The sequence below is a fragment of the Arthrobacter sp. K4-10C genome, from assembly GCF_059090085.1.
Map to the genome: position 1 here is coordinate 14,112 of NZ_JBNHFI010000004.1, position 23,641 is coordinate 37,752.

Sequence of the window (23,641 nt, forward strand, 5' to 3'; positions counted from 1 at the left end):
GGGCGGTGGGCGGGCCAGGAATTCAACTAGGGTTGAAGGATGACTGAGGCGCGGCACGGGTAATGGCGAAACGCGGAAAGTCAGGCGGCCGGGCGGGCCGGACGACGGCGGGCGTCGCCGACCAGCCCAAGGGCAGCAAACCGGGCGGTCCGGTGGAGGGCGTCTACTATATCGACACGGGCGACTGCGAGCTTATCGCGGACCAGGACAACTCCACTGGCTGGCTCCTGAAGATCAACGGCGTCATGAGCTCGCACATCGACCTCGCCGACCCGCTGTTCCTGGACTTCGAGTACATGCGCTGGATGGCGGCGCTGATCGAGTCGCGCTGGCCGCCGTCGGGCATTGCTTCCGGAGGATCCGAGGCCGGAACATCCCCGCCACCAAGGCTGCGGGGCCTGCACCTGGGTGGCGGCGCCTGCTCGCTGGCACGCTACTTTGCCGCCGCCTACCCGGATGCGCGGCAGGTGGTGGTGGAACTCGACGGGAAGCTGGCCGAGTACGTGCGCGGCTGGTTCGATCTTCCCAAGGCGCCGCTGCTGCGCCTGCGGGTGGGGGAGGCCCGCCAGGTGACGGAGACCTTGACCGCGGACACCCGGGACTTCATCATCCGGGACGTTTTCGCCGGCGCCCTGACCCCGCGCCCGCTGACCACTGCCGAATTCAACCAGCACGTCCGCCGCGTCCTGGCCCCGGGCGGCATCTACGTGGTGAACTCCGGCGACGGGCCGGACCTGAAGAACGCGCGTGAGGACGCCGGAACCATCGCCGCGGCGTTCGAGCACACCCTGATCATCGCCGACCCCGCCATGCTGAAGGGCCGCCGCTACGGAAACATGGTCATGGCCGGCAGCGACATTCCCTTTGGGGATGATCCGCAGCTCGCCCGCCGCCTCCTGGGCGGCGCGGTCCCGGCGCACCGCTGGAACGACGCCCAGGTGCGGGCCTTCGCTGCCGGCGCCCCCGTCCGGCACGACCTGCCGGGTGAGGCGCGGTAGTCATGCCTGTCGTCCCCGCCCCAGCAGGGCTTCCCGGTGCAGGGCCACCTGGTCCCGCAGTGCCTGCACCACTGCCGCGACGGCGGGCCGTCGCAGCGAATCCGGCCGCAGGACCATCCAGTACGGGAGCAGCTCGGCGATCTGGTCCGGCAGCAGCCGGACCAGGTCATCGTGGAGGTCGCCCATGAAACAGGGCAGGAAGCCGACGCCCGCTCCAGCCCGCGTGGCCTCCACATGGACGAAGACGTTGGTGGAAGTCAGCCCGTCGCGCATGGCCGGGACCAGCCGGCGCGGCGCGTCCAGGTCGTCGACCTGCAGCATCGAGTCCACGAAGTACACCAGCGGATGCCCGTTAAGCTCCGCCACAGTGACGGGCGTTCCGTGTTCGGCAAGGTAGGAGCGTGAGGCATACATCCCCAGCATGTACTCCCCCAGCCGGACGGCTTCGGCGCGGTGCACCTGCGGCTCTCCCACCACCACCTCGATGTCCAGACCGGAACGCTGCTGCAGTGCCCGCCGCGTCATGGTCACCACCTCCACGCTGAGCCCCGGGTGGTCGCGGCGCAGCCGGGCCACGGCCGGTGCCGCAATGTAGGCGCTGAAACCGTCAGTAGCGGTCATCCGTACGACGCCGGTTATCGGGTCGGGTGCCTTCCCCGCAGGTCCAAGCGTGCCAAGGACAGCCTCCACCTGCTCGGCCACGTGCACAGCCTGTTCGCCCAGCTCCGTCAGCTCCCAGCCGCCCGCGGCGCGGGCCAGGACCCGGCCGCCCAGCGACTTCTCCAACGCGGCGATCCGCCGTGACACGGTGGTGTGGTTCAGGCCCAGGGCCTGGGCCGCGGCCGTGAATTTTGCGGAGCGGGACACCGCGAGCAGTACCAGAAGGTCATCCGGATTGGCGTTCATATCTGCAATTCTGCACAGGGCGGGTGCCGCTTTGGTCATTGAGGCCGCATGTTTGTGCAGCAATACTCAGGGTAGTCATCAGTGCTGTAGATCACAGCACGTGTCAGTGTGGACACTAAAGGAGAAACCAGTGAGCGTAGAACAACGCCCGGGCAACAATGCCGCCGGGTCCGCCGCCAAGGGAGCGGGGCTGAAGAAGATTGTGGCCGCGTCCATGGTGGGCACGGTGGTGGAGTGGTATGAGTTCTTCCTGTACGCCACCGCTGCCACCTTGGTGTTCGGCAAATACTTCTTCCCCTCTACGGGCAACGAACTGGACGGCATCATCCAGGCCTTCATCACCTATGCCGTGGGGTTTGTGGCACGTCCGCTGGGCGGCATCGTATTCGGGCAGATCGGTGACAAGCTGGGCCGCAAACCGACGCTGCAGCTGACCATCGTCATTGTGGGCGTGGCAACCTTCCTGATGGGCTGCCTGCCGGGGTTTGCCGAAATCGGCTACCTGGCCCCGACCCTGCTCGTGGCCCTGCGCTTCATCCAGGGCTTCGCGCTGGGCGGTGAATGGGGCGGCGCCGTGCTGCTGGTCGCCGAACACAGCCCCAACAAGTCGCGCGGCTTCTGGTCCAGCTGGCCGCAGGCGGCAGTACCCGTGGGCAACCTGCTGGCCACCCTGGTGCTGTTCATTATGTCCTCGGTCCTGAGCAGTGAGGCATTCCTGGGCTGGGGCTGGCGCGTGGCGTTCTGGCTCTCCGCGGTGATCGTGTTCGTTGGCTACTACATCCGCACCCACGTCACCGAAGCCCCCATCTTCCTCGAGGCCAAAGCCCTGGTGGAGAAAGAGCAGGCCGTCAGCTACGGCGTCTTTGAGGTGGTCCGCAAGTACCCCAAAGGCATCCTGCAGGCCATGGGCCTGCGCTTTGCGGAGAACATCATGTACTACCTGGTGGTGAGCTTCTCCATCGTCTACCTCAAGAGCGTGCACCAGTACGACACCTCCTCCCTCCTGTTGGCACTGCTGATCGCCCACGTCATCCACTTCCTGGTCATCCCGCAGGTGGGGCGCCTGGTGGATTCCCTTGGCCGCAAGCCGGTGTACCTGATTGGTGCTGTCTCCGGAGCGGCCTGGCCGTTCTTCGCCTTCCCGATGTTCGATACCCGCAACCCTGTGATCATCGTCGCTGCCGTGACCATCGGCCTGTGCCTGCACGCCTTCATGTACGCCGGGCAGCCCGCCATCATGGCCGAGCTCTTCCCCACCCGCATGCGGTACTCCGGAGTGTCGCTGGGGTCGCAGGTGACGTCCATCTTCGCCGGTTCGCTCGCCCCGCTGCTGGCAACCCAGTGGCTGAAGGACACAGGGTCCTGGGTGCCTACGGCCATCTATCTGGTGGTCGCCTGCGCCATCACCTCGGTTGCCGTGCTGAGCTTGCGCGAAACCAAGGGCATCGCCCTCGAAGAAGTGGACAAGGCCGACGCCGCCCGGGAAGGCCTGCTTCCGGCCAGCGCACGCTGAGCTGCGCAGGCCGTTGGACCGCTGGTTGACTACGCGCACGATGGGAACAGCAATGGAACATGATTTGAACGGGCGGAAGGCGCTGGTCACCGGGGGCGCCGGCGGAATCGGAGCAGCGTGCGTGCGGTTGCTCGCGGCGCACGGGGCCAAAGTGGTGGTGGCCGACGTCGACTCCGCCGGCGCCGCTGCGCTCGCCGACGAGGTGGGCGGCACCTCATGGGCCGTGGACCTGCTGGACGTGGACTCGCTCGCCACCCTGAGCCTGGACTGCGACATCCTGGTGAACAACGCCGGGATCCAGCGCGTCAGCCCCATCGAGGAGTTCGATCCCGTGCAGTTCCGGCGGATCCTGACCCTGATGCTGGAGGCGCCGTTCCTGCTGGTCCGGGCTGCCCTGCCGCACATGTATGCCAACGGGTTCGGGCGGATCATCAACGTGTCCTCGGTGCACGGCCTCCGGGCCTCGCCGTTCAAGAGCGCGTACGTGTCCGCCAAACACGGCCTTGAGGGGCTGAGCAAGGTGACGGCGCTGGAGGGCGGGGAGCATGGGGTGACGTCCAACTGCATCAACCCCGGCTACGTCCGCACGCCGCTGGTGGAGAAGCAGCTGGCTGACCAGGCCGCAGTGCACGGCATCCCCGAATCCGAAGTCCTGGCCAAGGTGATGCTCACCGAGTCCGCCATAAAGCGCCTGGTGGAGCCGGAGGAGGTGGCGTCCCTGGTCGCATGGCTCGCATCAGACCGTGCGGGCATGGTCACCGGTGCCAGCTACACCATGGACGGCGGCTGGTCCGCGAAGTAGCCGCCCGCAAGGTCCGTTGTCTTTCGTCGGTGTTGGCGCTGGACCAGGGGCAGCCTAATCGTGGGGCTTGAGCATCCGGTGGTCGTAGAAGAACACCCCGTGGGCCGTGTGTACGCCCACAGCCGTTCCCCGGTGCGATATCACCAACCCTTCGCGCCTGCCGTTGAAGGGATCATCGCCCACCACCGCGTCCCCGATGCGGTAGGGGGAACGCGGACGAAGCGTGCTTCGCACCCTGCCCCACGTCCTGCCCGCCGCAGCGGCCAGGCTGATGGGGCTCCCCAAGCCGGACATGTCCTGCGCATAGTCCTTCGCCATGCAAACCAACTCCTCGAGCGGCAGCCTGCCGCTTCCGTCTGGTGCTGGTGGCAGGAACGCTCCCAGCAGAGGATGGTCCTCCAATTCCGGCCGGCACCTTACGCAAAAGCTATGCGCTATTCACACCAGTCACACCAGTAACAGGTACTCGTCTTTGGGGCATGCCACTACCTGCTGGAAAATGTGCTGGTTGTGGTTCCTGGGCGGCAACGGCGACGGTCAGCGCTGGCCGTTAATGATCTCGTCGGCATTGTCGAATGCCCACGCGACCAGCGGGATCAACAGTTCGCTCAGTTCATAGCCCTTTTCGGTGAGGTTGTAATCCACGCGGGGAGGAATGACCGGCTGGGGATGCCTGCTGACCAGCCCGTCGCGTTCCAGGGTCTTGAGGGTCTGGGCCAGCATCTTCTCACTGATGCCTTCAGCCCGCCGCCGCAGTTCGCTCCACCGCTGCGCCCCTTCGGACAGCGACAGCAGGATCAGCACTCCCCATTTGCTTGTGATGTGGTCAAGCAGTGTCCGGCTTGGGCACCCGGCGGGGAAGACGCCGTCGGCAAAGCTTCGGGGCAGGGGGGACGGATGCGTCGTGGCTTCCATGCCACCAGCTTACCTCCGGGTCAGTACCTTACTTCAAAGTGCGTACTCTCTTTCGGGAAGTAACTTCGGAACGGCCTGGTTGTGCCCTTCGACAGGTCATTACCTAACTGAAAGGACCTACTGTGGGCATCGTCGTAACGGGAGCAACCGGACAACTCGGCCGCCACGTCATCGAGGCACTGCTGGAGCGCAACGTTCCGGTGCAGGACATCGTGGCCGCCGGACGGTCCCTCGACAAACTGGCCGGCTTCGCGGAGCAGGGGGTGCGCGTCCGCCCGATGGATTACTCGGACGCGGCGTCCGTGGCCACGGCCCTGAAGGGCGCGCGCCGGGTGCTTCTCATCTCGGGCAGCGAAGTGGGCCAGCGGGTGGAGCAGCACCGGACGGTGATTGAGGCCGCGAAGGCCGAGGGAGTGGAGCTGCTGGCGTACACCAGCATTGCCAACGCCGATACCACCGGAATGAAGCTCGCCGCCGAGCACCAGGTCACGGAAGCCATCCTCCGCGAGTCCGGTGTCCCGTTCGTCCTGCTGCGCAACGGCTGGTACCTGGAGAACTACACCGGGCAGCTTCAGGGAACGCTGGCACAGGGGGCAATCGCCGGCAGCGCCGGTAACGGCAAGGTCAGCGGCGCCTCGCGGCTTGACTACGCCCACGCCGCAGCGGCAGTGCTGGTGGCGGAGGGGCAGGCGGGCAAGGTGTACGAGCTGGGCGGCGATGAACCGTTCAGCATGGCGGACCTCGCTGCCGAAATCAGCGCCGCCACCGGCAAGCACATCACCTATAACGACCTGCCGGCCGGAGACTATGCCGGGCTGCTCACCGGCGCGGGCGTTCCGGAGGCATTCGCGGAGATCCTGGCCGACTCCGATCTCGGCATCGCCCGGGGCGACCTCCTCGTCAGCAGCGGCGACCTGCGCCGGCTGATCGGCCGTACGACGACGTCCCTCGCCGAGGCGGTACGGTCCGCCGCAGCATCGGCTTAGCCGGGCTGCAAACAGGCAGGTGCCCGGCCCTGTGGGACCGGGCACCTGCTTGTTCCGGCTATATCGTGCTGACTCTCAGGACTTGCTGGCTCTCAGGACTTGTTTCCCGTGAGGGCGAGGGTTCCACCCAGCCCGATCATGAGTGTTCCACCCGTGGCTTCCACCGCCGCCACCCGCCGCGGTGAGCGGGCGAACCACTGCCGGGCTGTGCCGGCGGCGATGGCCCAAAGGCTGTCCGAGATCAGGGCGATCAGCAGGAACACCGCGCCGAGCAGGCCCAGCTGCCAGGGAATGGCGCCGGAGGGATAATCCACGAATTGCGGCAGGACGGCGACGAAGAACACCACCGACTTGGGATTGGTGGCCCCCACGATGGCCCCCTGTCCCACCAGCCGCCAGGGCGAGGACGGGACGGTGTGCTGATCGGGTGCGGCCGGCTTCCGGTGGTGGCGGATTGCTTGTATGCCCAGATAGACGAGGTAGGCCGCCCCGGCGAACTTCACGATGCTGAAGAGGATCACCGACTGTGCCACCACAACGCCCACACCAAGGGCCACCGCTGCCACCTGAACCAGTTGCCCGGTTGCGTTTCCCAGGACGGTGAGGACGCCGCCCCTCCAGCCGAGGGCGAGGGAACGGCCGATCACAAAGAGCACGCTTGGCCCCGGCACAGCGATCAGCACCACGGAAGCCAGCGAAAATGCCAGCAGGTTGGAGAGGGGAACCATGCCTGATCTTAACTCCGGGAGGCTGCTGCCGGAACTACCGGCAGGGGCGAGGTTCGTCCTCAAGGTGGGCGCGTCGTCGTCGGTCACCCCCTCGCGGAAGCACCGGCCGCCATCACGCCCCCGCCCAGGGGGGCGGGTTCTCGAAAAAGACTTCTGAATCTTTTTCTGCCTGCCCACTAAGGGGGCCGTTTTGTCAGACCCCCCTTGGGATGCTTGGTTCATGGCAGGCGGCGCAGTGCGGAGCGTGGAGGGCAGGGACACAATTGCCGCTGCCGTTGCCTCGGTGGTCGGGTTCATGGACGAGCTCCCCGCTGGGTAAGTATTCCAGGCGCCCGTTCTGCCCTTCTGATGCTACGTGTGAGCGCAGTGCCGGTGTGCGCCGGGGAACTTCCGAAGCGGGGCAGCCCGACTAATGCCGGGAACACGCATCTTTTAAGACTGCTGGTCGCGCTTAATGACCATGTCTGGGATTTTAGACGGTGGGGGTGTTGAGTAGTAATAAGAAGAGTAACTGAAGGTGCATGGTTAAGTATGGGATCCCGGATAGGCCGGGAGTCCTTGAGGAAGGAGGGTGGATGTTGGCGACGGAAACGAAGCCGCAGGCGGCAGTACGGGGCGCAAAGGTGGCATCAAAGGTTCCTGCAGCCGAGAACACGCTGCGCATCCTCAAACTGCTGGCCTCGCGGCGCGGGCCGATGGCGGCGTCGCAAATTGCCTCCTCCCTGGGGCTGCCACGCTCCAGCGTTTACCACCTGCTGGGCGTCATGGAGTCGAACGGTTTCGTTCTCCACCTCCATGAGGAGCAGCGCTACGGGTTGGGAATCAGCGCATTCGAACTCAGCTCAGCCTATTCGCGACAGGAACCCCTGTCCCGGCTGGGCCGCCCGCTGCTCGCCAGCCTGGTTGACGCACTCGGGGAGAGTGCGCACCTCGCCGTCCTGCATGGCCGGGACGTGCTGTACATCGTGGAGGAGCGGGCTAAGAACCGCCCGTCCCTGGTGACCGACGTCGGCGTCCGGCTTCCCAGCCACCTCACCGCCAGCGGGCGCGCCATCCTCGCGGCGCTGCCCAAGTCCCAGGTCCGGGCACTGTATCCAAATGCGGCTGCGTTCACTGCGCGGCATGAGACAGAGGCGCCCATCATGAAGTACTCGGCGTTGTCCTCGCACCTGGACCAGGTCCGGCAGCGCGGTTACGCCACCGAGCACGGTGAGGTGACGCCCGGATTCGGGTCCATTGCCGCCGCCGTCACCGACCACCTGGGCTGGCCCACCGCAGCCGTTGCGGTCACGTTCCTTGAGGACAAACTGGCCGCCGACGGATGGCCCGTCCTGGCTGCCCGGGTCCAGAAAGCCGCCGACGAACTCTCGGTCCGGATCCACGGACGCCCCGGAAAGTAGCCTCGCATGCCCCGTCACTCTTAGCCTTCCGCCTGCGGAAACATGGACCGGCAGTGACAGGGCAAGCGCGGTCAGGGTTGTCTGAAATACCGGACAGCACCCCATCGAAACCCCTGTGAACCAGCTCCCGAAGGGGCTTTAGTTGATACAGAAGTTCTTCCACGCAGACACACAACGAAAAGGAGCCCTCATGGCACCCGCCGATTTCACCACCGGTGCCCGCCCGGTCAAAGCAGCCCGCGGCACCGAGCTCACCGCCAAGTCCTGGCAGACCGAAGCGCCGCTGCGCATGCTGATGAACAACCTTGACCCCGAGGTTGCCGAACGCCCGGACGACCTCGTGGTCTACGGCGGCACGGGCCGTGCGGTCCGTTCGTGGGCTGCGTTCGATGCCATCACCCGGACCCTGGAAACCATGGAGAAGGACGAGACCCTGCTGGTCCAGTCCGGCAAGCCGGTGGGCGTGTTCCGCACCAACGAGTGGGCCCCGCGGGTGCTGCTGGCCAACTCAAACCTGGTGGGGGACTGGGCCACCTGGCCCGAATTCCGCCGGCTTGAGGCCGAGGGCCTGATGATGTACGGGCAGATGACGGCCGGGTCCTGGATCTACATCGGCACCCAGGGCATCCTGCAGGGCACCTTCGAGACCTTCGCCGCGATCGCCCGCAAGCTCACCGGAGACGAGAACGGCACCCTCGCCGGCACCCTCACCCTGACCGGCGGCTGCGGCGGCATGGGCGGCGCCCAGCCCCTCGCCGTCACCCTGAACGACGGCGCCTGCCTGATTGTCGACGTCGACGAGACCCGCCTGCGCCGCCGTGCCGGCAAGCGCTACCTGGACGAGGTGGAGACCGACCTCGACGCCGCCATCGCCAAGGTGCTCAAGGCCAAGGAAGAGCGCCGCGGCTGGTCCGTGGGCTACGTCGGCAACGCCGCCGAGGTCTTCCCGGAGATCCTCCGCCGCCACAAAGCCGGCGAACTCACCGTGGACATCGTCACCGACCAGACCTCCGCCCACGATCCCCTGTCCTACCTGCCAGAAGGCATCGCGGTGGAGGAATGGCACCGCGAGGCCGAGGCGGATCCGGAAGGGTTCACCAAGAAAGCCCAGGCCTCGATGGCCCGGCACGTCCAGGCGATGGTGGAATTCCAAGACGCCGGGGCCGAGGTCTTCGACTACGGCAACTCCATCCGGGACGAGGCCCGCAAGGGCGGCTACTCCCGCGCCTTCGAGTTCCCCGGCTTCGTCCCGGCGTACATCCGTCCGCTGTTCTGCGAGGGCCTGGGCCCGTTCCGCTGGGTTGCGCTCTCCGGTGACCCTGAAGACATCCGCGTCACAGATGAGGCCATCAAGGAGCTTTTCCCCGAGAACAAGCACCTGCACCGCTGGATCGATGCAGCCCAGGAACGCGTGGAGTTCGAAGGCCTGCCGGCCCGTATCTGCTGGCTCGGCTACGGCGAACGGCACAAGGCCGGGCTGCTGTTCAACCAGCTGGTCAAGGAAGGCAAGGTCAAGGCCCCCATCGTGATCGGCCGCGACCACCTTGACTCCGGCTCCGTCGCCTCCCCGTACCGCGAAACCGAAGCCATGGCCGACGGGTCGGACGCCATCGCCGACTGGCCCATGCTGAACGCCCTGCTGAACACCGCTTCCGGCGCCACCTGGGTCTCGCTGCACCACGGCGGCGGTGTAGGCATCGGCCGGTCGCTCCACGCCGGCCAGGTCTCCGTAGCCGACGGCACCGACCTCGCCGCGGAAAAGCTCGAGCGCCTCCTGACCAATGATCCCGGCATGGGTGTCATCCGCCATGCCGACGCCGGCTATGACCGCGCCCTCGATGTCGCCCAAGAACGCGGCGTCCGCATTCCCATGAAGGAATCGGCAGATTCCGCAGAAACCAAGAAGTAGGAACCACAAGTGACTGTAACCACCCACGAACCGCTGACCGTCACCCTCGGCTCCAGCGGCGTCACGCCCGAGGATGTGCTCGCGGTCGCGCGCCACAACGCGAAGGTGTCCGTTGCACCGGAAGCCCTCCACGCCGTCGCCAAGGTCCGTGCCCACATTGACGGGCTCGCCTCCAGCGACACTCCCGCCTACGGCATCTCCACCGGCTTCGGCGCCCTCGCCAGCCGGCACATTCCCAACGAACTGCGCACCCAGCTGCAGAAGTCGCTGATCCGCAGCCACGCCGCGGGGATGGGCCCGGCAGTGGAGCGCGAGGTGGTGCGGGGCATCATGTTCCTGCGCGCCAAGACCCTGGCGTCGGGCCGCACCGGCGTGCGGCCCGTGGTCCTGCAGACCATGGTGGACGTCCTCAATGCCGGCATCACGCCGGTGGTCCGCGAGTTCGGGTCGCTGGGCTGCTCAGGCGACCTTGCCCCGCTTTCGCACTGCGCCCTGGTGCTGATGGGCGAAGGTGAAGCGGAAGGTCCCGACGGCGTGAGGTACGGCGGGCAGGGAGAACGGCCTGTCGCCGAGCTGCTTGCAGAGCACGGCATCGAGCCCGTCATCCTCGCTGAAAAGGAGGGCCTGGCCCTCGTGAACGGCACCGAGGGCATGCTGGGCATGCTCCTGATGGCCATCGCCGACCTTCGCCAGCTGCTGACGACGGCGGACATCACCGCGGCGCTCAGCGTCGAGGCGCTGCTCGGGACGGACCAGGTGTTCCTCCCGGAGCTTCACGCCGCCCTGCGCCCCCATCCGGGACAGGCAGCGAGCGCGGACAACATGCTGCGAGTGCTCTCCAATTCGCCGATCGTGGCCTCCCACCGGGTGGGTGATTCCCGTGTCCAGGACGCCTACTCGCTCCGCTGCGCCCCGCAGGTTGCCGGCGCCGTGCGCGACACCGTGGACCATGCTGAACTCGTGGCGACCCGCGAGCTGGCAGCCGCCATCGACAACCCTGTGGTGCTGCCCGACGGTCGCGTCAGCTCCAACGGAAACTTCCACGGCGCCCCAGTGGCCTACGTCCTGGACTACCTGGCCATCGCCGTCGCCGATCTGAGCTCCATCGCGGAACGACGGACGGACCGGATGCTCGATCCTGCCCGCTCACACGGACTCCCGGCCTTCCTGGCGGCAGATCCCGGCGTGGACTCCGGCCTGATGATCGCGCAGTACACCCAGGCGGGGCTGGTGTCCGACAACAAACGGCTGGCCGTTCCGGCATCGGTGGACTCCATCCCGAGCTCTGCCATGCAGGAGGACCACGTGTCCATGGGCTGGCACGCGGCACGGAAACTGCGGAAGGCCGTGGAGAACCTGCGCCGCGTCCTGGCTGTCGAGCTGGTCACGTCGGCACGGGCCCTGGACATCAGGACCCAGCTCTCCGGCGGCGTCCTGACGCCCGGCCCCGCAGGTTCCGCCGTCGTCGCTGCCCTGCGCGAGGTGGTGGAGGGGCCCGGAACGGACCGTTTCCTTTCGCCGGAACTGGAAGCGGCTGACCGGCTGCTGGCGTCAGGTGAGGTGCGCAGGGCGGCCGAATCCGCCGTCGGCTCCCTCGCCTGAGAACGAAGGATCTTCAGCTTCTGCCGCCTCTCTGTCCACCTGATGGGATTTTGGCCGACATGGCCGTCGGCGGCCACAGAGTGTAGTAGAACTGAAGGTGTAGTGGAAGTCACATCAACGATGCTGTGGCGCAGAACGTATACAAAGGGGTAGAAGTTCAAATGAAAGCACGTGGGGCAGTCCTGTCCAGGCGCAATGCCCATTCCGCCGTGGTATCCAACTGGAAAAGCCTTCAGGTTGGTGACCGCGTCGAGATCATCAAGCATGCGCATGTGATAGCAGCCGGGGAGGTGGAAGAGGTGTCGCAGAGCGGAAACGTTCTCTGGCTTGTGCCGGCAGGTCCGGCAGAAAAGCAGCTCTTCCTGAAATCCGACGGCGTGCAGGTCCGCCGCGGTTAGCAGCCCCTGGAGAATAGAACAAATCCCCGTACCGCCGAAGGCAGTGCGGGGATTTGTACTTAATTGGTTTCGTGTCCCGAAAGGCGGCAGCCTCAGGCTGCGATGGCCTCGTAGGTTTCGCCGAACGGCACCGCCTCATCCAGGGCGACGGTGTAGCGCCCGGCGTGCAGCCTGGTCACAAGAATTCCGCAGGCGGCGTCCTTGCTTGCCACCTCAATGAGCTCGGCAACTGCCTCTTCGAGCCCGGCGTGGACGTCCAGGGCGCTGGAGAATTCCAGGTCGATGGACCGGAGGGCCGGCTCAGCGGGCTCCACGGTGACCGGTAGGCGTTCCAATGTTGCTGTACTCATCTGCTGAACTTTCTGTTTTCTTGCCGGAGGGCTGGTCCAGTCTACCGGCAGGAAGGTGCGAATGTCAGATGTCTGCTCAATTGCGCCGGGGATGTGGCAGTCACAATCAGGTCGTTTGGCGGCGGCAGCCCGGAATCAGCCACTATGAAAACAGCCTTGAAGTAACCGGGCTAGTGAAAAGGAGACCTTGCATGAAGCTAATGCGCCTGGGCGAGAGCGGGAACGAGCAGCCGGTGGTCCTGGTGGCCGATGCCGGCGGCTCCCCTCAGTACTTCAGCCTGCTTCCGCTGACCCGGGACGTGGACGGCGCCTTCCTGGCATCAGGTGGCCTGGCCAAGGTCCGTGCCGCGTTGGAAGCCGGAATGCTGCCGGCCGTTGCAGATGCGGAAAGCCTTCGCGTGGGAGCTCCGGTGGCCCGGCCGGGAACAGTGGTGGGTATCGGCATGAACTACGCGGCCCACGCGGCGGAGTCGGGCTCGGCCCCGCCGGAAGTTCCGGTCATGTTCCTGAAACCCGGCAACACTGTCACCGGGCCCTTCGACAGGGCAATGGTCCCGCCGCTGTCCAGCAGGTTCGACTGGGAGGTGGAGCTCGGCATCGTCATCGGCAGGGAAGCCAGTTATCTCGCCACCACCGGGGAGGCGGCCGCCTGCATCGCCGGGTACGTCACGGCGAACGATTTCTCCGAGCGGGAGTACCAGCTTCCCGGTGCAGCCGGGCAGTGGACCAAGGGCAAGACGCTGCCGGGATCCACGCCCCTAGGGCCGTGGCTTGTTCCAGCGGCGGAGATCGACGGCGGCAACCTGCCGCTGCGCAGCTGGGTCAACGGCGAACCCCGCCAGGACTCGGACACGTCGCAGCTTATTTTCGACGCACCCACCCTGGTCCACCACTGCAGCCAGTACATGCGCCTGGAGCCCGGTGACGTGATCCTCACCGGGACTCCAGAAGGGGTGGCACTCAGTGGCCGGTTCCCCTACCTCCAGCCGGGTGACGTGGTGGAGGTAGAGGTGGAGGGCCTGGGCCGCCAGCGCCAGGCGCTGGTACGGGCAGGCTAGCTGGTTCAGCCGGCCTTCACGGCCAGGACCGGGCAGTCCGCCTCCAGCAGGATCCGTTGCGACACGCTGCCCATGATCAGCTTGCCCACCGGCGTCCGGCGCCGCAGGCCGATCACAATCAGCTCGGCGTCGTTTTCCTCCGCCGCATCCAGGACCTCCGCTGCGGCATCATGACCACGGACCGGCTGCTTGATCTCGTGGTCGATGCCCTGGGTGGCCAGGCGGTCCTCGATGCTCTGGATGTCCGGCTCCTGGGCATATCGGTTGTCCACCAACGCGTCTCCTTTGGAGGAGTTGATGACCAACAGTCTGGTGTTGCTTTTCCGGGCCTCGGCAATCGCCTGCGTGAGGGCCGCTTCGCCTTCGGGGGTCGGGACGTATCCCACCACGATGGTCATGGTGTCTCCTTTTGGTCTGGGTGGACGGTGCCGTCCTGCGGGCCGGAGCTGGGGGTATGGACCGTGGTGTCGGAGCGGGCTGTGCCGTCCTGTTGGCTGGGCAGCTTTGCGTGTGCGGAACTGCCGGACGGAGCGGCCGGGGCTGCGGCTCCCCCTGGCGTCACGGGGCTTTCCGCCGGCCGGTTGCGGCGGATCAGCTTGAAGATAAACGGCCACATGAGGATGATCGCCAAAATGATATAGATGACGACGGCGATCGGCTCGCTCAAGAGGCCGGCAGGATCACCTGCGCTGAGCTGCAGGCTCTTGCGAAGCTGGGCTTCGATCCGCGGCCCCAGGATTACGCCCAGGATAAGCGGCAGCACAGGGAGTCCGAAGCGCCGCATCATGAACCCCAGCGCGCCGAGCACCAGCAGGAGCAGCAGGTCGAATGCCTGCAGGTTGACTGAATAGGCCCCCAGCGTGGCGAAGAACAGGATGCCTGCATACAGGTACGGCCGGGGGAGTTGCAGGATTTTTGCCCACATCGGTGCCAGGGGCAGGTTGATGAGCAGGAGCAGGAAGTTGCCGATGAAGAGGCTCGCGATCAGGGCCCAAACCAGCGGTCCCTCGTTGGCGAAAAGCAGGGGTCCCGGCTGAATGCCGAACTGGACAAACGCTGCGAGCATCACGGCGGCGGTGGCGTTGGTGGGCAGGCCCAGGGCAAGCAGGGGCGTCATGGTTCCGGCGGCTGCCGCGTTGTTGGCAGCTTCCGGCCCCGCAACACCTTCGATGGCACCCTTGCCGAATTCCTCGGGATGCTTGCTGAGCCGCTTCTCCGTCACGTAGGAGAGGAACGTGGGGATTTCGGCCCCACCGGCCGGAAGTGCACCGAAGGGGAAACCATACGCCGTTCCGCGGAGCCAGGGTTTCCAGGACCGTTTCCAGTCCTGTTTTCCCATCCAGGGACGGCCTACCGGGATGACGTGCAACGGCGTGCGGCGCATATGGGCAGCAACCCAAAGTGCTTCGCCTACCGCGAAGATGGCCACTGCCACTACCACGATGTCCAGGCCATCGGCCAGCAGGGGCTGGCCGAAGGTGAGGCGGCGCTGGCCGGTGACGGAGTCCATGCCCACCAGGCCGATTGCCAGGCCGAGGCCCAGTGAGGCAAAGCCCCGAAGTCGAGATGATCCAAGGACTGCTGTCACTGCCAGGAGTGCAAGCACCATGATGGCAAAGTAGCTCGGCGAGCCCAGGCTGACGGCGAACTCCACCACGATCGGTGCGAAGACTGCCAGCAGGGCGGTTCCGATGGTGCCGGCAACGAACGAGCCGATGGCCGCCGTCGCAAGGGCCTGGGCGGCCCTGCCGGCTTTCGCCATCCTGTTGCCCTCAATGGCGGTGACAACAGAGGACGATTCCCCTGGCGTGTTTAGCAGGATGGAAGTGGTTGAGCCGCCGTACATGCCCCCGTAGTAGATGCCGGCGAACATGATGAAGGCGCTGGTGGGTTCCAGGACGTAGGTGACCGGGAGCAGCAGGGCAATGGTCATGGCCGGGCCGAGGCCCGGGAGCACGCCGACGGCGGAACCCAGGATCACGCCAATGACGGCGTAGAGGAGATTCATGGGCGTCAGGGCGGTGGCAAAGCCGTCCATGAGGGAGGAGAAGACATCCATCAGAGAATCCCTTCCAGGAGGCCGGCGGGGAGCGGGATGCCGAGGCCAAGGTAGAAGCCGTAGAAGGTGAGGACGGAAAGGGCCAGGGAGATCAGGCCGTCACGGACATAGTGCCGGCTGCCCAGGGCCCAGGCGCTGCCCCAGAACAGGATGGTTCCCGAGATCACCCAACCGGCCCAGTCGATCAGTAGGACGTTGGCCACGAAGGCTCCCACCAGCGGCAGGACGGTCTTCCAGTCGGCGGGGTGTGAGAGATCCACGTCCTCGCCGCCTTCGGCTTCGCCCTGTCCGCCGCGCAACACGTTGACCGCCAGCAGGACGGCGCAGACCAGGAGCAGGCCCGCGATGATGTACGGGACCGTCTTGGGTCCCACCGGATCTGACTGGGAGTACGGGGTGACCAGGGCGATGGCGTCCACGAGGACCATGACGCCCACCGCCCCGAGCAGGAGGGCTACCCCCAGCTCGGAGCGGCCTTTGAGCCTGGCGGCCAAAGTTGGTGAAGTGCTCACGCCAGGCCAAGTTTCGTGAGGACGTCCGCCACCCGCTTGTCCTGCTCGGTCAGGAAGCTGGCGAATTCATCGCCGGTGAGGAACGCGTCGGACCAGCTGTTGGCCTTGAGGGCTTCCTTCCAGCCTTCGGTTCCGTGCATCTTCTCAAGGGCGGCGATCAGCTTGGCCTTGTCGTCATCGCTGATGCCCGGAGGGGCGACGATGCCGCGCCAGTTGGTGAACACCAGGTCGATGTTGGATTCCTTCAGCGTCGGTGCGTCCACGCCTTCGAGCCGCTTCTCGCCGCTGGTGGCCAGCACCCGGACCTCGCCGGACTGAATCTGCTGGAGGTACTCGCCGGCCCCGGAGGCTGCGAAGCCCACCTTGTTGCCGAGGATGGCCGGGAGGAGGTCACCGCCGCCGTCGTAGGACACGAAGTTCACCTTGGTGGCATCAATTCCGAGGGCTCCGGCCAGCTGCATGGGGAGGAGGTGGTCGGGGCCTCCTGGGGAGGAACCGCCGCCGACGCTGATGGAGCCGGGGTCTGCCTTCCATGCGGTGACCAGGTCGTCGATGGTCTTGTAGGGCGAATCCTTGTTGACCATGATGGCGCCGGGTTCTTCGATGAGCTTCGCCAGCGGAGTGGTCTCCGTCAGCTTGGACTCTGACTTGTTGGTGTAGCTCGCGCCCACCACGCCCAGGCCCATCAGCATGGTGAGGTCGCCGTTGCCCTTTTCGTTGACGATTCGGGCCAGGCCGACGGTTCCCCCGGCGCCGGCCAGGTTGAAGACCTCGGTGTTGGTGGCGACCTTCTCGTCGTCGAGTACTTTCGCGGCAACGCGGGCGGTGGTGTCGTAGCCGCCGCCCGGAGTGTTGGGGACCATGATCTGGAGCCCGGTCAGCGGGCCGGCAGCGGCGCCGGGGCTGGAGGTGTTGGTGGAGCTGTTGCCGGTGGCACCGCAGCCGGTGGCCATCAGGGCGATGCCGGCGGCGACGGCGGCAATTCGCAAGGCGCGGATCTGGCGCATGGTGTTCCTCTTCTCTGAAAAACGATCAGCAAGACTGACTGGTGATTTGATGCTAGGTTCCGCCGTGATGCCAGTCACTCTTGTGTACGCAGAGAAAGTTAAGTTCATTGCGTTCACGTTTCGGGGAGCCCTTTCCACCTTCGGGCCCCGGCGGGGGAGTGCCGGTGGGATATAGTTCCCGGTAATTGCGGCAGGCACCGCGCCGGCATGGAAACAAAGGGAAGCACCACAGTGACTCGACGAAGAGGGATGTCCCTCGCGGGGCAGTACCTCCTGCTGCAGTTGCTGATTGTCCTGGCCGTCCTGGTGGCTGTGGTGGCCATATCCCTGGCGCAGTCCGCCGCCACGTTCGAACGGGTCGAGGGGCGCCGTGCCCTCTCTGCCGCGGAGGCGCTTGGCAGTAACCCCGCGGTCCGCGAACTGCTGCCCACCGCCGAACCCAGGGCCGGTGCGGCGCTTCCCGCCGTGGCCGAATCCGTCCGCACTGTCTCCGGGTCCTCCCATGTGGCGCTTGCGAAACTGGACCGAACGGTGGTTGCCTCGTCGGATCCCGGTCTGGTGGGCCAGCAACTGGAGCTGGGCGAGAGCCGCGTCATGGAAGGCCGGGCCTGGACCGGCGTAGTGCCCGGCAGCGGCAGCGCGGTCCTGTCCGCCCACGTCCCGGTGCTGGACGATACCGGGAGGATGATCGGCATCGCATCCATCAGCAGGCACTACCCCACTACGCTGGAAAGGCTGGGCGACGCGGTCCCCAACCTCCTCACCTATGTGGGTGTGGCAAGCGTCCTGGGCGTCGCCGGTTCGTTCCTGCTGTCCCGGCGGGTCAAGCGCCAGACCCTTGGCATGGAACCAAGCGAGATCACGGGTCTGGTGGAAAACCGTGAGGCCATGCTGCACGGGCTCAAGGAAGGCGTGGTGGCCCTGGACCCAAACGAGCGCATCACGGTGGCCAATGACAGCGCCCGGGAACTGCTTGGACTCCCGGCGGACTGCGTGGGCAAGCGGGTCGCCTCCCTCCCGGTGGATCCCGCGCTGAAGGTGGTACTCACCCGCGACCAGCCGGATCCGGACCAGCTGGTGCTGGTGGGAGAACGCCTGGTGGTGCTGAACCGGGTGCCCATCCGCTCCCGCGGCCGCGAGATCGGCTCCGTGACAACGCTCCGCGACAGGACCGAGCTGTCCTCGCTGGAGCGGGAGCTCGGCGCCACCCGCACGGCAACTGATACCCTCCGGGCCCAGGCCCACGAGTTCGCCAACCAGCTGCACGTCATTTCCGGGCTGATCCAGATTGGTGACTACGAATCGGTGGTGCAGTTTGTCAACGGAGCCACGGTGGACCGGACGCGGCTCAATGACGAGGTTACCGCCAGGATCCAGGATCCTGCCCTCGCCGCGCTGCTCATCGCAAAGTCCAGCCTTGCCGCGGAACGCAACGTGACGCTCCAGCTGGACCCCGAGTCCGCCCTGCGTCCTGTTAGTGACGATCTTTCCCGCGACCTTGCCACGGTGGCAGGGAACCTGGTGGACAACGCGTTCGACGCCGTCTCCGGGGTTGGGCAGGCAACTGTCCGGGTGCTCGTGGAGGACAGCGATGACCACGTAACCCTCACCGTCCGGGACAACGGGCCCGGCGTGCCGGCCGCTGCCGTGGAGGATATCTTCCGGCAGGGGTTCACCACCAAGGACTCCGCGCGGGAGGGCGGGCGCGGGTTCGGCCTTGCCCTGTCCCGAGTGGTCTGCCGCCGCTCCGGCGGCGAACTGACGGTGGACAATGATAACGGGGCGGTCTTCACCGCCCGCTTCACAAGAGGTGCACATCCATGATCAAGGTCCTGATAGTCGACGACGACTTCATGGTGGCCAAAGTCCACGCCGGGTTCATCCAGCGGACACCCGGCTTCACGGTGGTGGGCGCCGCGCACACGGGCGCCCAGGCCGTCGTCGAGACCGAGCGCCTGCAGCCGGACCTGGTGCTGCTGGACATCCACCTGCCGGACATCAACGGCCTCGACCTCATGCACCGGCTGCGCGAGGTTGCCCCGGAGCTCGATGTGCTGGTGATCAGCGCGGCCCGCGAAGTGGAGACAGTTCGGAAGGCGCTGCGGGGCGGCATTGTGCACTACCTCATCAAGCCCTTTTCGCAGACGGACCTGCAGGAGCGGCTGGAGCATTACCGAAGTGCCTACCAAAGCCTGGATGCCACCAAGGACGTCGCGGAGCAGTCGGACGTCAACCGGGTGTTCGGGCTGGACCGCACTGAGCGGCCGCTGCCCAAGGGCTGCAGCGTGGAAACCCTGAAACGTGTGGAGGCCGCGCTGAAGGAGGCCGACGGCGACCTGTCGGCTGCCGAGGTTGCCGAGGAGTTGGGCACTTCCCGGGTGAGCGCGCGGCGCTACCTTGAGTACCTGCACGACGAAGGGCTGCTCGAGGTGCGGCTCAGGTACGGGGTGGGACGGCCCGAGCGCAGGTACCTGCTGAAGGCCTGACGCCTCCCGGGCCGGCGTCAGCGGAGCAGGGTGTCCAGCAGCCGCGCGGCAACCTTGGCCGTTCGGCCGTCGATATCGAATGCGGGGTTCAGTTCCGCGATGTCCAGATGGACCAGCTTGCCGCTCCATGCCACCTGCCGGCATACCGCGCTTATGACCGGCAGTGGCACGCCGAATGCCGCGGGCGCGCTGACGCCAGGGGCAACCGCGGCCGGAAGCACGTCCAGGTCAATGGTCAGGTAGAGGACGTCGATGTCCGCCAGGAAGGAAGCCACGAAGGCACGCACACGGTCCGCCACGCAGTCCTCGTCCAGCAGGTACTGCACGCCGAGCCGCCGGGCGGTGTCAAAAAGTGCCCGGGTGTTGTTGGCCTCGGAGATTCCGACGACGGCGTAGCGGAAGTCGCGCCCGGCTGCGGCCTCGGCGCGGGCCATCTGGAGGAAGGGAGTCCCGGAGCTGGGAAGGGGCTCGTCCCGCAGGTCAAAGTGGGCGTCCAGGTTCAGCACGCCCAGCCGCCGGCCCTGCTGCACAGCCTGGGATGCGCTCACTCCCAGGTAGCTGGCGTATGCGGTCTCATGCCCGCCGCCAAGCACCGCCGTCAGGTGCCCGGCGTCCAGCAGTGCGGTCACTGCAGTCCCAAGCCGCGCCTGGCCGTCTTCGAGCGCGCCCTCTGACACCACCACGTCACCGGCGTCGGCCACGGCCCGGTCCAGGTGGAAGGCCAAGGGGCCAAGGGCTTGCCGGATGGCGGCGGGGGCCGCGGCGGCGCCGGTCCTGCCCTTGTTCCGGCGCACCCCTTCGTCGCTGGCAAAGCCCAGCAGGGTGGCGGGCTTGAGGGAGTCTCCGGAACCGGCCGGACTGGCGGTTGCGGCCTCACCCGCCCGGGCGGCGCCGGCGGAAGATGCCATCGCCTGCCACCAGCGGCGGTGCTCGGGGGCATCGCCGTCGAACCTGCCCGTCCAGGGCTCGGGCGGGACATCGACGGACGGTTTCACGGAAGCCATGCGTCAAGCTCACCGCATGCCGGCGGGGAAATCCAGCAGCGCCGCCGTCGTGGTGTCTGGAATGCAAGAAACGGCACTTCGGAAGGGCCGGGGGCAAAGTGCAGGGGCTATGGTGGAGCAATCCCTTCCGGGAGTGCATGACGTTGCCGGCGCCGGACCGGCGCAACGAACAGGCCGGAGAACAGCACGTGTTTGAAGCCCCCAACATCCTGTTTGCCGCGGCTGGGGTGGCGGTGTTCATCGCCGCCGTGCTGCCCAAACTGCTGCGCAACATGCCGCTTTCCATGCCGATGGTGTTCCTCGGGGCAGGGATGGCGGCCTTTGCCCTGATTCCCACCCTGCCCGATCCCGACCCTCTGGCGCACGGCGACTTTGTCCTGCACCTTTCGGAAATTTGCGTGATTATCTCCCTGATGGGTGCAGGGCTGGCGCTGGACCGGCCGGTGGGCCGCAGCAGCTGGTCCACCACCTGGCGGCTCCTGGGGATCGCCATGCCCCTGTGCATTGCGGCCCTCACCTTGCTCGGGCTGTGGTTCCTCGGACTTGGCCTGGGGGCCGCCCTGCTCGTGGCGTCGAGCCTTGCCCCTACGGACCCTGTCCTGGCGTCGGAGGTGCAGGTCGGCGAACCTGCGGACAACGACGACGATGCCAACCAGGAGGACGAGGTGCGGTTCGGCCTCACCTCCGAAGCCGGGCTCAACGACGGCCTGGCGTTCCCGTTCGTGTACCTGGCCATCGCCATCAGCATCACCGGGTCAGACCCGGCCGCCTGGTTCCCGCAGTGGTTCGGCCTGGACGTTCTCTGGCGGATGGCCATCGGCCTGCTGCTGGGCTTCCTCACCGGCAAGCTGCTGGCACGGCTCTTCTTCTCGGCCCGGAAGGAAAGCCTGCGGCTCTCCAACCACTCGGAAGGCTTCGTTGCCCTCGCCGCTACCTTCCTGGCCTACGGGCTGGCGGAAATGGTGGAAGGGTACGGGTTCATCGCCGTGTTCGTCTGCGCAGTCACCATCCGGACTGCGGAGCGCAGCCACGGCTACCACCGCGTGTTGCACTCCTATGTGGAGCAGCTGGAACGGCTCCTCACGGTGGTGATCCTGGTCCTGCTCGGCGGCGCGATCGCGCGTGGGCTCCTGGCCGGGATTGGCTGGGCGGAGGTGCTGGTGGCGCTGGCGTTCCTGCTGCTGGTCCGTCCGCTGGCCGGCTGGTTGGGGCTGCTGCGCGGGAAGACCGGGCCGCGGGAACGGATCGCACTGTCCTTCTTCGGCATCCGGGGGATCGGCTCCCTGTACTACCTCTCCTATGCGCTGGGCAAGGGCCAGTTCGCGGACCAGGCGGAATGGCTCTGGGGTTTCGTGGGCCTGGTTGTGGCGATGTCCATCGTCATCCATGGCGCCACCACCTCGCCGCTGATGAACCGGCTGGACCGGCTGCGCGAAAGGAAAGCCCGGGCGGTGTCCGGGGATGAAGGGCTGGCCCCCAACACTCCGGTGTAGGGCGCCTTTGCGCGGGCCAGGCCGGCGGGTCGCCGGGGGACCACGGGCTACATCCCCAGCGCTGCCTCGATGGGACCCACAGCGAAGAACAGCAGGAACGCCCCGGCCACGGCCCACATCAGCGGATGGATGTCCTTGACCCTGCCCTGGAAGGTGCGGATCAGGACGTAGGCGATGAAGCCGGCGCCCAAGCCGTTGGCGATGGAGTAGGTGAACGGCATCAGGGTGAAGGTCAGGAAGGCGGGAATGGCGATACCCCAGTCCTGCCAGTCGATCTTGCCCACCTGGGACACCATCATGAAGCCCACCACCACCAGCGCGGGCGCAACGGCTTCGAACGGGACCAGGTTGATGAGCGGGGTGAAGAACATGGCCACCAGGAACAGCAGGCCGGTGACGATGGAGGCGATGCCGGTCCGGGCGCCCTCTCCAATTCCGGCGCCGGCTTCAACGTAGATCTGGTTGGAGGACACGGACGCGCCGCCGCCCACGATCGCCCCCAGCGCGTCCACCTGGAGGACTCGGTCGACATCGGGAATGTTGCCGTGCTCGTCCACCGTCCCTGCCTCGTTCGCCAGGCCCACCATGGTGCCCATCGCGTCGAAGAAGATGCTGAGCAGGATGACGAAGGCAAGCAGCGTGGCGGCCACGAAGCCCAGGTGCTCGAACGCGCCGAAGGGGTTTGCCTTGCCGATGAGTGAGAGGTCCGGTGCGGCCCATTCCGTGAAGGTGGGCGCCACCAGGGACCAGCCCTGCGGGTTGGAGGTCTGGCCGTCGAAGCTGGGCCCGATGTGCAGGGTCATCTCCAGGATGACGGAGATCACCGTGGAGGTGATGATGCCGATCAGGATGGCGCCCTTGACCTTCCGCACCACCAGGGCGATGGTGAGGACCAGGCCAAAGACGAACACCGCCGTCGGCCAGCCCAGGAGCTTGCCGTCAAAGCCCAGCCCCACCGGCACCGTGGTTCCGGCGACGTCCGGGATGCGCCGGACAAAGCCGGCGTTGACGAGCCCGATCAGCGCGATGAACAGCCCGATCCCCACCACGATGGCGGTTTTGAGCCCGTCCGGCACGGCCTTGAAGACGGCGGTCCGGAAGCCGGTGAGGACCAGGATCAGCATGGTTACGCCGGACAGGACCACCAGGCCCATCATGTCCGGCCAGGTCAGCCCGGGGTTCGTGGCGACCGTGACCGCCACGAAGGCGTTGACGCCCAGTCCCGTGGCAAGCGCAAAGGGATGCTTTGCCCAGGCTCCCATCAGTATGGTCAGGATGCCCGCAATGAACGCCGTCACGGCTGCAACCGCGGGAAACCCGAGCGTGTTGCCGCTGGAGTCCGCACCGGAAAGGATCAGCGGGTTCAGCACCACGATGTAGCTCATGGCGAAGAACGTGGCGAAGCCGCCGCGGATCTCGCGGGAGAAGTTGGAACCGCGCTCCGTGACCTTGAAATACCGGTCCAGGGCAGAGCCTTGCTTGAGCATTAGTCCTCCGGGGGAGTATGTGGGGATA

General features: G+C 66.5%; 23 protein-coding genes. 12 read left to right on the plus strand and 11 right to left on the minus strand.

Going from position 1 to position 23,641, the window contains the following annotated elements; translation table 11 throughout:
• Positions 1-62 precede the first annotated feature (62 nt).
• Entirely contained in the window at positions 63-998 is a 936-nt protein-coding gene (locus tag AC5RUU_RS06210) for a spermidine synthase (RefSeq protein WP_493974345.1), read from the plus strand.
• Here AC5RUU_RS06210 and AC5RUU_RS06215 read toward each other — a convergent pair whose 3' ends face one another.
• Positions 999-1,904, minus strand: a complete 906-nt coding sequence (locus AC5RUU_RS06215) for a LysR family transcriptional regulator (protein ID WP_493974346.1) — start codon at positions 1,902-1,904, stop codon at positions 999-1,001.
• Positions 1,905-2,034: 130 nt separating this feature from the next.
• Between AC5RUU_RS06215 and AC5RUU_RS06220 the strand changes: the two genes are divergently transcribed.
• Both AC5RUU_RS06220 and AC5RUU_RS06225 read left to right on the plus strand, forming a co-directional pair.
• The gene (locus AC5RUU_RS06220) at positions 2,035-3,417 is read left to right on the plus strand and encodes an MFS transporter (protein ID WP_493974347.1); all 1,383 of its coding nucleotides are present in this window, start codon (positions 2,035-2,037) and stop codon (positions 3,415-3,417) included.
• A 52-nt stretch (positions 3,418-3,469) separates the two neighbouring features.
• Positions 3,470-4,219 (plus strand): 3-hydroxybutyrate dehydrogenase, encoded by a 750-nt coding sequence (locus tag AC5RUU_RS06225; protein ID WP_493974348.1) that lies wholly within the window; start codon positions 3,470-3,472, stop codon positions 4,217-4,219.
• A gap of 54 nt (positions 4,220-4,273) precedes the next feature.
• On the opposite strand, the gene AC5RUU_RS06230 is transcribed toward AC5RUU_RS06225, so the two are convergent.
• Both AC5RUU_RS06230 and AC5RUU_RS06235 read right to left on the minus strand, forming a co-directional pair.
• On the minus strand, positions 4,274-4,537 hold the full coding sequence (locus AC5RUU_RS06230; protein WP_493974349.1) for a hypothetical protein: 264 nt from the start codon (positions 4,535-4,537) through the stop codon (positions 4,274-4,276).
• A gap of 219 nt (positions 4,538-4,756) precedes the next feature.
• A complete protein-coding gene (locus tag AC5RUU_RS06235; protein WP_493974350.1) occupies positions 4,757-5,134 on the minus strand; it encodes a winged helix-turn-helix transcriptional regulator in 378 nt (125 codons plus the stop codon).
• A 122-nt stretch (positions 5,135-5,256) separates the two neighbouring features.
• Between AC5RUU_RS06235 and AC5RUU_RS06240 the strand changes: the two genes are divergently transcribed.
• Positions 5,257-6,120: an SDR family oxidoreductase gene (locus AC5RUU_RS06240; protein ID WP_493974351.1), complete on the plus strand. Its 864-nt coding sequence runs from the start codon at positions 5,257-5,259 to the stop codon at positions 6,118-6,120.
• Between the two features lie 92 nt (positions 6,121-6,212).
• Here AC5RUU_RS06240 and AC5RUU_RS06245 read toward each other — a convergent pair whose 3' ends face one another.
• Positions 6,213-6,848: a LysE family translocator gene (locus tag AC5RUU_RS06245; RefSeq protein WP_493974352.1), complete on the minus strand. Its 636-nt coding sequence runs from the start codon at positions 6,846-6,848 to the stop codon at positions 6,213-6,215.
• 575 nt (positions 6,849-7,423) lie between these two features.
• Here AC5RUU_RS06245 and AC5RUU_RS06250 point away from each other — a divergent pair.
• From AC5RUU_RS06250 to AC5RUU_RS06265, 4 genes are all read left to right on the plus strand, one after another.
• Positions 7,424-8,248, plus strand: a complete 825-nt coding sequence (locus tag AC5RUU_RS06250) for an IclR family transcriptional regulator (RefSeq protein WP_493974353.1) — start codon at positions 7,424-7,426, stop codon at positions 8,246-8,248.
• A gap of 190 nt (positions 8,249-8,438) precedes the next feature.
• Entirely contained in the window at positions 8,439-10,157 is a 1,719-nt protein-coding gene (gene hutU, locus AC5RUU_RS06255) for a urocanate hydratase (RefSeq protein ID WP_493974354.1), read from the plus strand.
• A 9-nt stretch (positions 10,158-10,166) separates the two neighbouring features.
• Positions 10,167-11,759 carry a histidine ammonia-lyase gene (gene hutH, locus AC5RUU_RS06260; RefSeq protein WP_493974355.1) on the plus strand — a complete coding sequence of 531 codons (1,593 nt, stop codon included), beginning with the start codon at positions 10,167-10,169 and terminating at the stop codon, positions 11,757-11,759.
• Between the two features lie 161 nt (positions 11,760-11,920).
• Positions 11,921-12,157 (plus strand): hypothetical protein, encoded by a 237-nt coding sequence (locus AC5RUU_RS06265; RefSeq protein WP_493974356.1) that lies wholly within the window; start codon positions 11,921-11,923, stop codon positions 12,155-12,157.
• 92 nt (positions 12,158-12,249) lie between these two features.
• Here AC5RUU_RS06265 and AC5RUU_RS06270 read toward each other — a convergent pair whose 3' ends face one another.
• Positions 12,250-12,507 carry a hypothetical protein gene (locus AC5RUU_RS06270; protein WP_493974357.1) on the minus strand — a complete coding sequence of 86 codons (258 nt, stop codon included), beginning with the start codon at positions 12,505-12,507 and terminating at the stop codon, positions 12,250-12,252.
• Positions 12,508-12,698: 191 nt separating this feature from the next.
• Between AC5RUU_RS06270 and AC5RUU_RS06275 the strand changes: the two genes are divergently transcribed.
• Entirely contained in the window at positions 12,699-13,565 is an 867-nt protein-coding gene (locus tag AC5RUU_RS06275) for a fumarylacetoacetate hydrolase family protein (RefSeq protein ID WP_493974358.1), read from the plus strand.
• A 5-nt stretch (positions 13,566-13,570) separates the two neighbouring features.
• On the opposite strand, the gene AC5RUU_RS06280 is transcribed toward AC5RUU_RS06275, so the two are convergent.
• From AC5RUU_RS06280 to AC5RUU_RS06295, 4 genes are read right to left on the minus strand one after another with little or no spacing between them, the layout of a single operon-like run.
• Positions 13,571-13,963 carry a universal stress protein gene (locus AC5RUU_RS06280; protein WP_493974359.1) on the minus strand — a complete coding sequence of 131 codons (393 nt, stop codon included), beginning with the start codon at positions 13,961-13,963 and terminating at the stop codon, positions 13,571-13,573.
• Positions 13,960-15,624 carry a tripartite tricarboxylate transporter permease gene (locus AC5RUU_RS06285; protein ID WP_493974360.1) on the minus strand — a complete coding sequence of 555 codons (1,665 nt, stop codon included), beginning with the start codon at positions 15,622-15,624 and terminating at the stop codon, positions 13,960-13,962. Before AC5RUU_RS06285 ends, AC5RUU_RS06280 begins: the two co-directional genes overlap by 4 nt.
• Positions 15,624-16,136 (minus strand): tripartite tricarboxylate transporter TctB family protein, encoded by a 513-nt coding sequence (locus AC5RUU_RS06290; protein WP_493974361.1) that lies wholly within the window; start codon positions 16,134-16,136, stop codon positions 15,624-15,626. The genes AC5RUU_RS06285 and AC5RUU_RS06290 overlap by 1 nt, the downstream gene beginning before the upstream one ends.
• Complete coding sequence (locus AC5RUU_RS06295; RefSeq protein WP_493974362.1) at positions 16,133-17,143, minus strand: Bug family tripartite tricarboxylate transporter substrate binding protein; 1,011 nt, start codon at positions 17,141-17,143, stop codon at positions 16,133-16,135. The genes AC5RUU_RS06290 and AC5RUU_RS06295 overlap by 4 nt, the downstream gene beginning before the upstream one ends.
• Before the next feature lie 249 nt (positions 17,144-17,392).
• Between AC5RUU_RS06295 and AC5RUU_RS06300 the strand changes: the two genes are divergently transcribed.
• Together AC5RUU_RS06300 and AC5RUU_RS06305 are read left to right on the plus strand one after the other, a co-directional pair.
• Positions 17,393-18,967, plus strand: coding sequence for a sensor histidine kinase (locus AC5RUU_RS06300; protein ID WP_493974613.1), 1,575 nt, complete (start codon positions 17,393-17,395; stop codon positions 18,965-18,967).
• A complete protein-coding gene (locus AC5RUU_RS06305; protein WP_493974363.1) occupies positions 18,964-19,629 on the plus strand; it encodes a response regulator in 666 nt (221 codons plus the stop codon). Before AC5RUU_RS06300 ends, AC5RUU_RS06305 begins: the two co-directional genes overlap by 4 nt.
• A 17-nt stretch (positions 19,630-19,646) precedes the next feature.
• Here AC5RUU_RS06305 and hutG read toward each other — a convergent pair whose 3' ends face one another.
• A complete protein-coding gene (gene hutG / locus AC5RUU_RS06310) occupies positions 19,647-20,633 on the minus strand; it encodes a formimidoylglutamase (protein ID WP_493974364.1) in 987 nt (328 codons plus the stop codon).
• Between the two features lie 188 nt (positions 20,634-20,821).
• Between hutG and AC5RUU_RS06315 the strand changes: the two genes are divergently transcribed.
• Entirely contained in the window at positions 20,822-22,126 is a 1,305-nt protein-coding gene (locus tag AC5RUU_RS06315) for a cation:proton antiporter (RefSeq protein WP_493974614.1), read from the plus strand.
• 47 nt (positions 22,127-22,173) lie between these two features.
• Here AC5RUU_RS06315 and AC5RUU_RS06320 read toward each other — a convergent pair whose 3' ends face one another.
• Positions 22,174-23,613: an NCS2 family permease gene (locus AC5RUU_RS06320; protein ID WP_493974365.1), complete on the minus strand. Its 1,440-nt coding sequence runs from the start codon at positions 23,611-23,613 to the stop codon at positions 22,174-22,176.
• Between the last annotated feature and the right edge of the window lie 28 nt (positions 23,614-23,641).

What these genes read in the sequence shown, in the direction of transcription:
- AC5RUU_RS06305 (WP_493974363.1), top strand. Translation starts at nt 18,964, where the DNA reads ATGATCAAGGTCCTGATAGTCGACGACGACTTCATGGTGGCCAAAGTC.
- AC5RUU_RS06295 (WP_493974362.1), bottom strand. Translation starts at nt 17,143, where the DNA reads ATGCGCCAGATCCGCGCCTTGCGAATTGCCGCCGTCGCCGCCGGCATC.
- AC5RUU_RS06270 (WP_493974357.1), bottom strand. Translation starts at nt 12,507, where the DNA reads ATGAGTACAGCAACATTGGAACGCCTACCGGTCACCGTGGAGCCCGCT.
- AC5RUU_RS06285 (WP_493974360.1), bottom strand. Translation starts at nt 15,624, where the DNA reads ATGGATGTCTTCTCCTCCCTCATGGACGGCTTTGCCACCGCCCTGACG.
- AC5RUU_RS06235 (WP_493974350.1), bottom strand. Translation starts at nt 5,134, where the DNA reads ATGGAAGCCACGACGCATCCGTCCCCCCTGCCCCGAAGCTTTGCCGAC.
- AC5RUU_RS06250 (WP_493974353.1), top strand. Translation starts at nt 7,424, where the DNA reads ATGTTGGCGACGGAAACGAAGCCGCAGGCGGCAGTACGGGGCGCAAAG.
- AC5RUU_RS06320 (WP_493974365.1), bottom strand. Translation starts at nt 23,613, where the DNA reads ATGCTCAAGCAAGGCTCTGCCCTGGACCGGTATTTCAAGGTCACGGAG.
- AC5RUU_RS06245 (WP_493974352.1), bottom strand. Translation starts at nt 6,848, where the DNA reads ATGGTTCCCCTCTCCAACCTGCTGGCATTTTCGCTGGCTTCCGTGGTG.
- AC5RUU_RS06265 (WP_493974356.1), top strand. Translation starts at nt 11,921, where the DNA reads ATGAAAGCACGTGGGGCAGTCCTGTCCAGGCGCAATGCCCATTCCGCC.
- AC5RUU_RS06230 (WP_493974349.1), bottom strand. Translation starts at nt 4,537, where the DNA reads ATGGCGAAGGACTATGCGCAGGACATGTCCGGCTTGGGGAGCCCCATC.
- hutG (WP_493974364.1), bottom strand. Translation starts at nt 20,633, where the DNA reads ATGGCTTCCGTGAAACCGTCCGTCGATGTCCCGCCCGAGCCCTGGACG.
- AC5RUU_RS06300 (WP_493974613.1), top strand. Translation starts at nt 17,393, where the DNA reads ATGTCCCTCGCGGGGCAGTACCTCCTGCTGCAGTTGCTGATTGTCCTG.
- AC5RUU_RS06275 (WP_493974358.1), top strand. Translation starts at nt 12,699, where the DNA reads ATGAAGCTAATGCGCCTGGGCGAGAGCGGGAACGAGCAGCCGGTGGTC.
- AC5RUU_RS06210 (WP_493974345.1), top strand. Translation starts at nt 63, where the DNA reads ATGGCGAAACGCGGAAAGTCAGGCGGCCGGGCGGGCCGGACGACGGCG.
- AC5RUU_RS06280 (WP_493974359.1), bottom strand. Translation starts at nt 13,963, where the DNA reads ATGACCATCGTGGTGGGATACGTCCCGACCCCCGAAGGCGAAGCGGCC.
- AC5RUU_RS06215 (WP_493974346.1), bottom strand. Translation starts at nt 1,904, where the DNA reads ATGAACGCCAATCCGGATGACCTTCTGGTACTGCTCGCGGTGTCCCGC.
- AC5RUU_RS06225 (WP_493974348.1), top strand. Translation starts at nt 3,470, where the DNA reads ATGGAACATGATTTGAACGGGCGGAAGGCGCTGGTCACCGGGGGCGCC.
- hutU (WP_493974354.1), top strand. Translation starts at nt 8,439, where the DNA reads ATGGCACCCGCCGATTTCACCACCGGTGCCCGCCCGGTCAAAGCAGCC.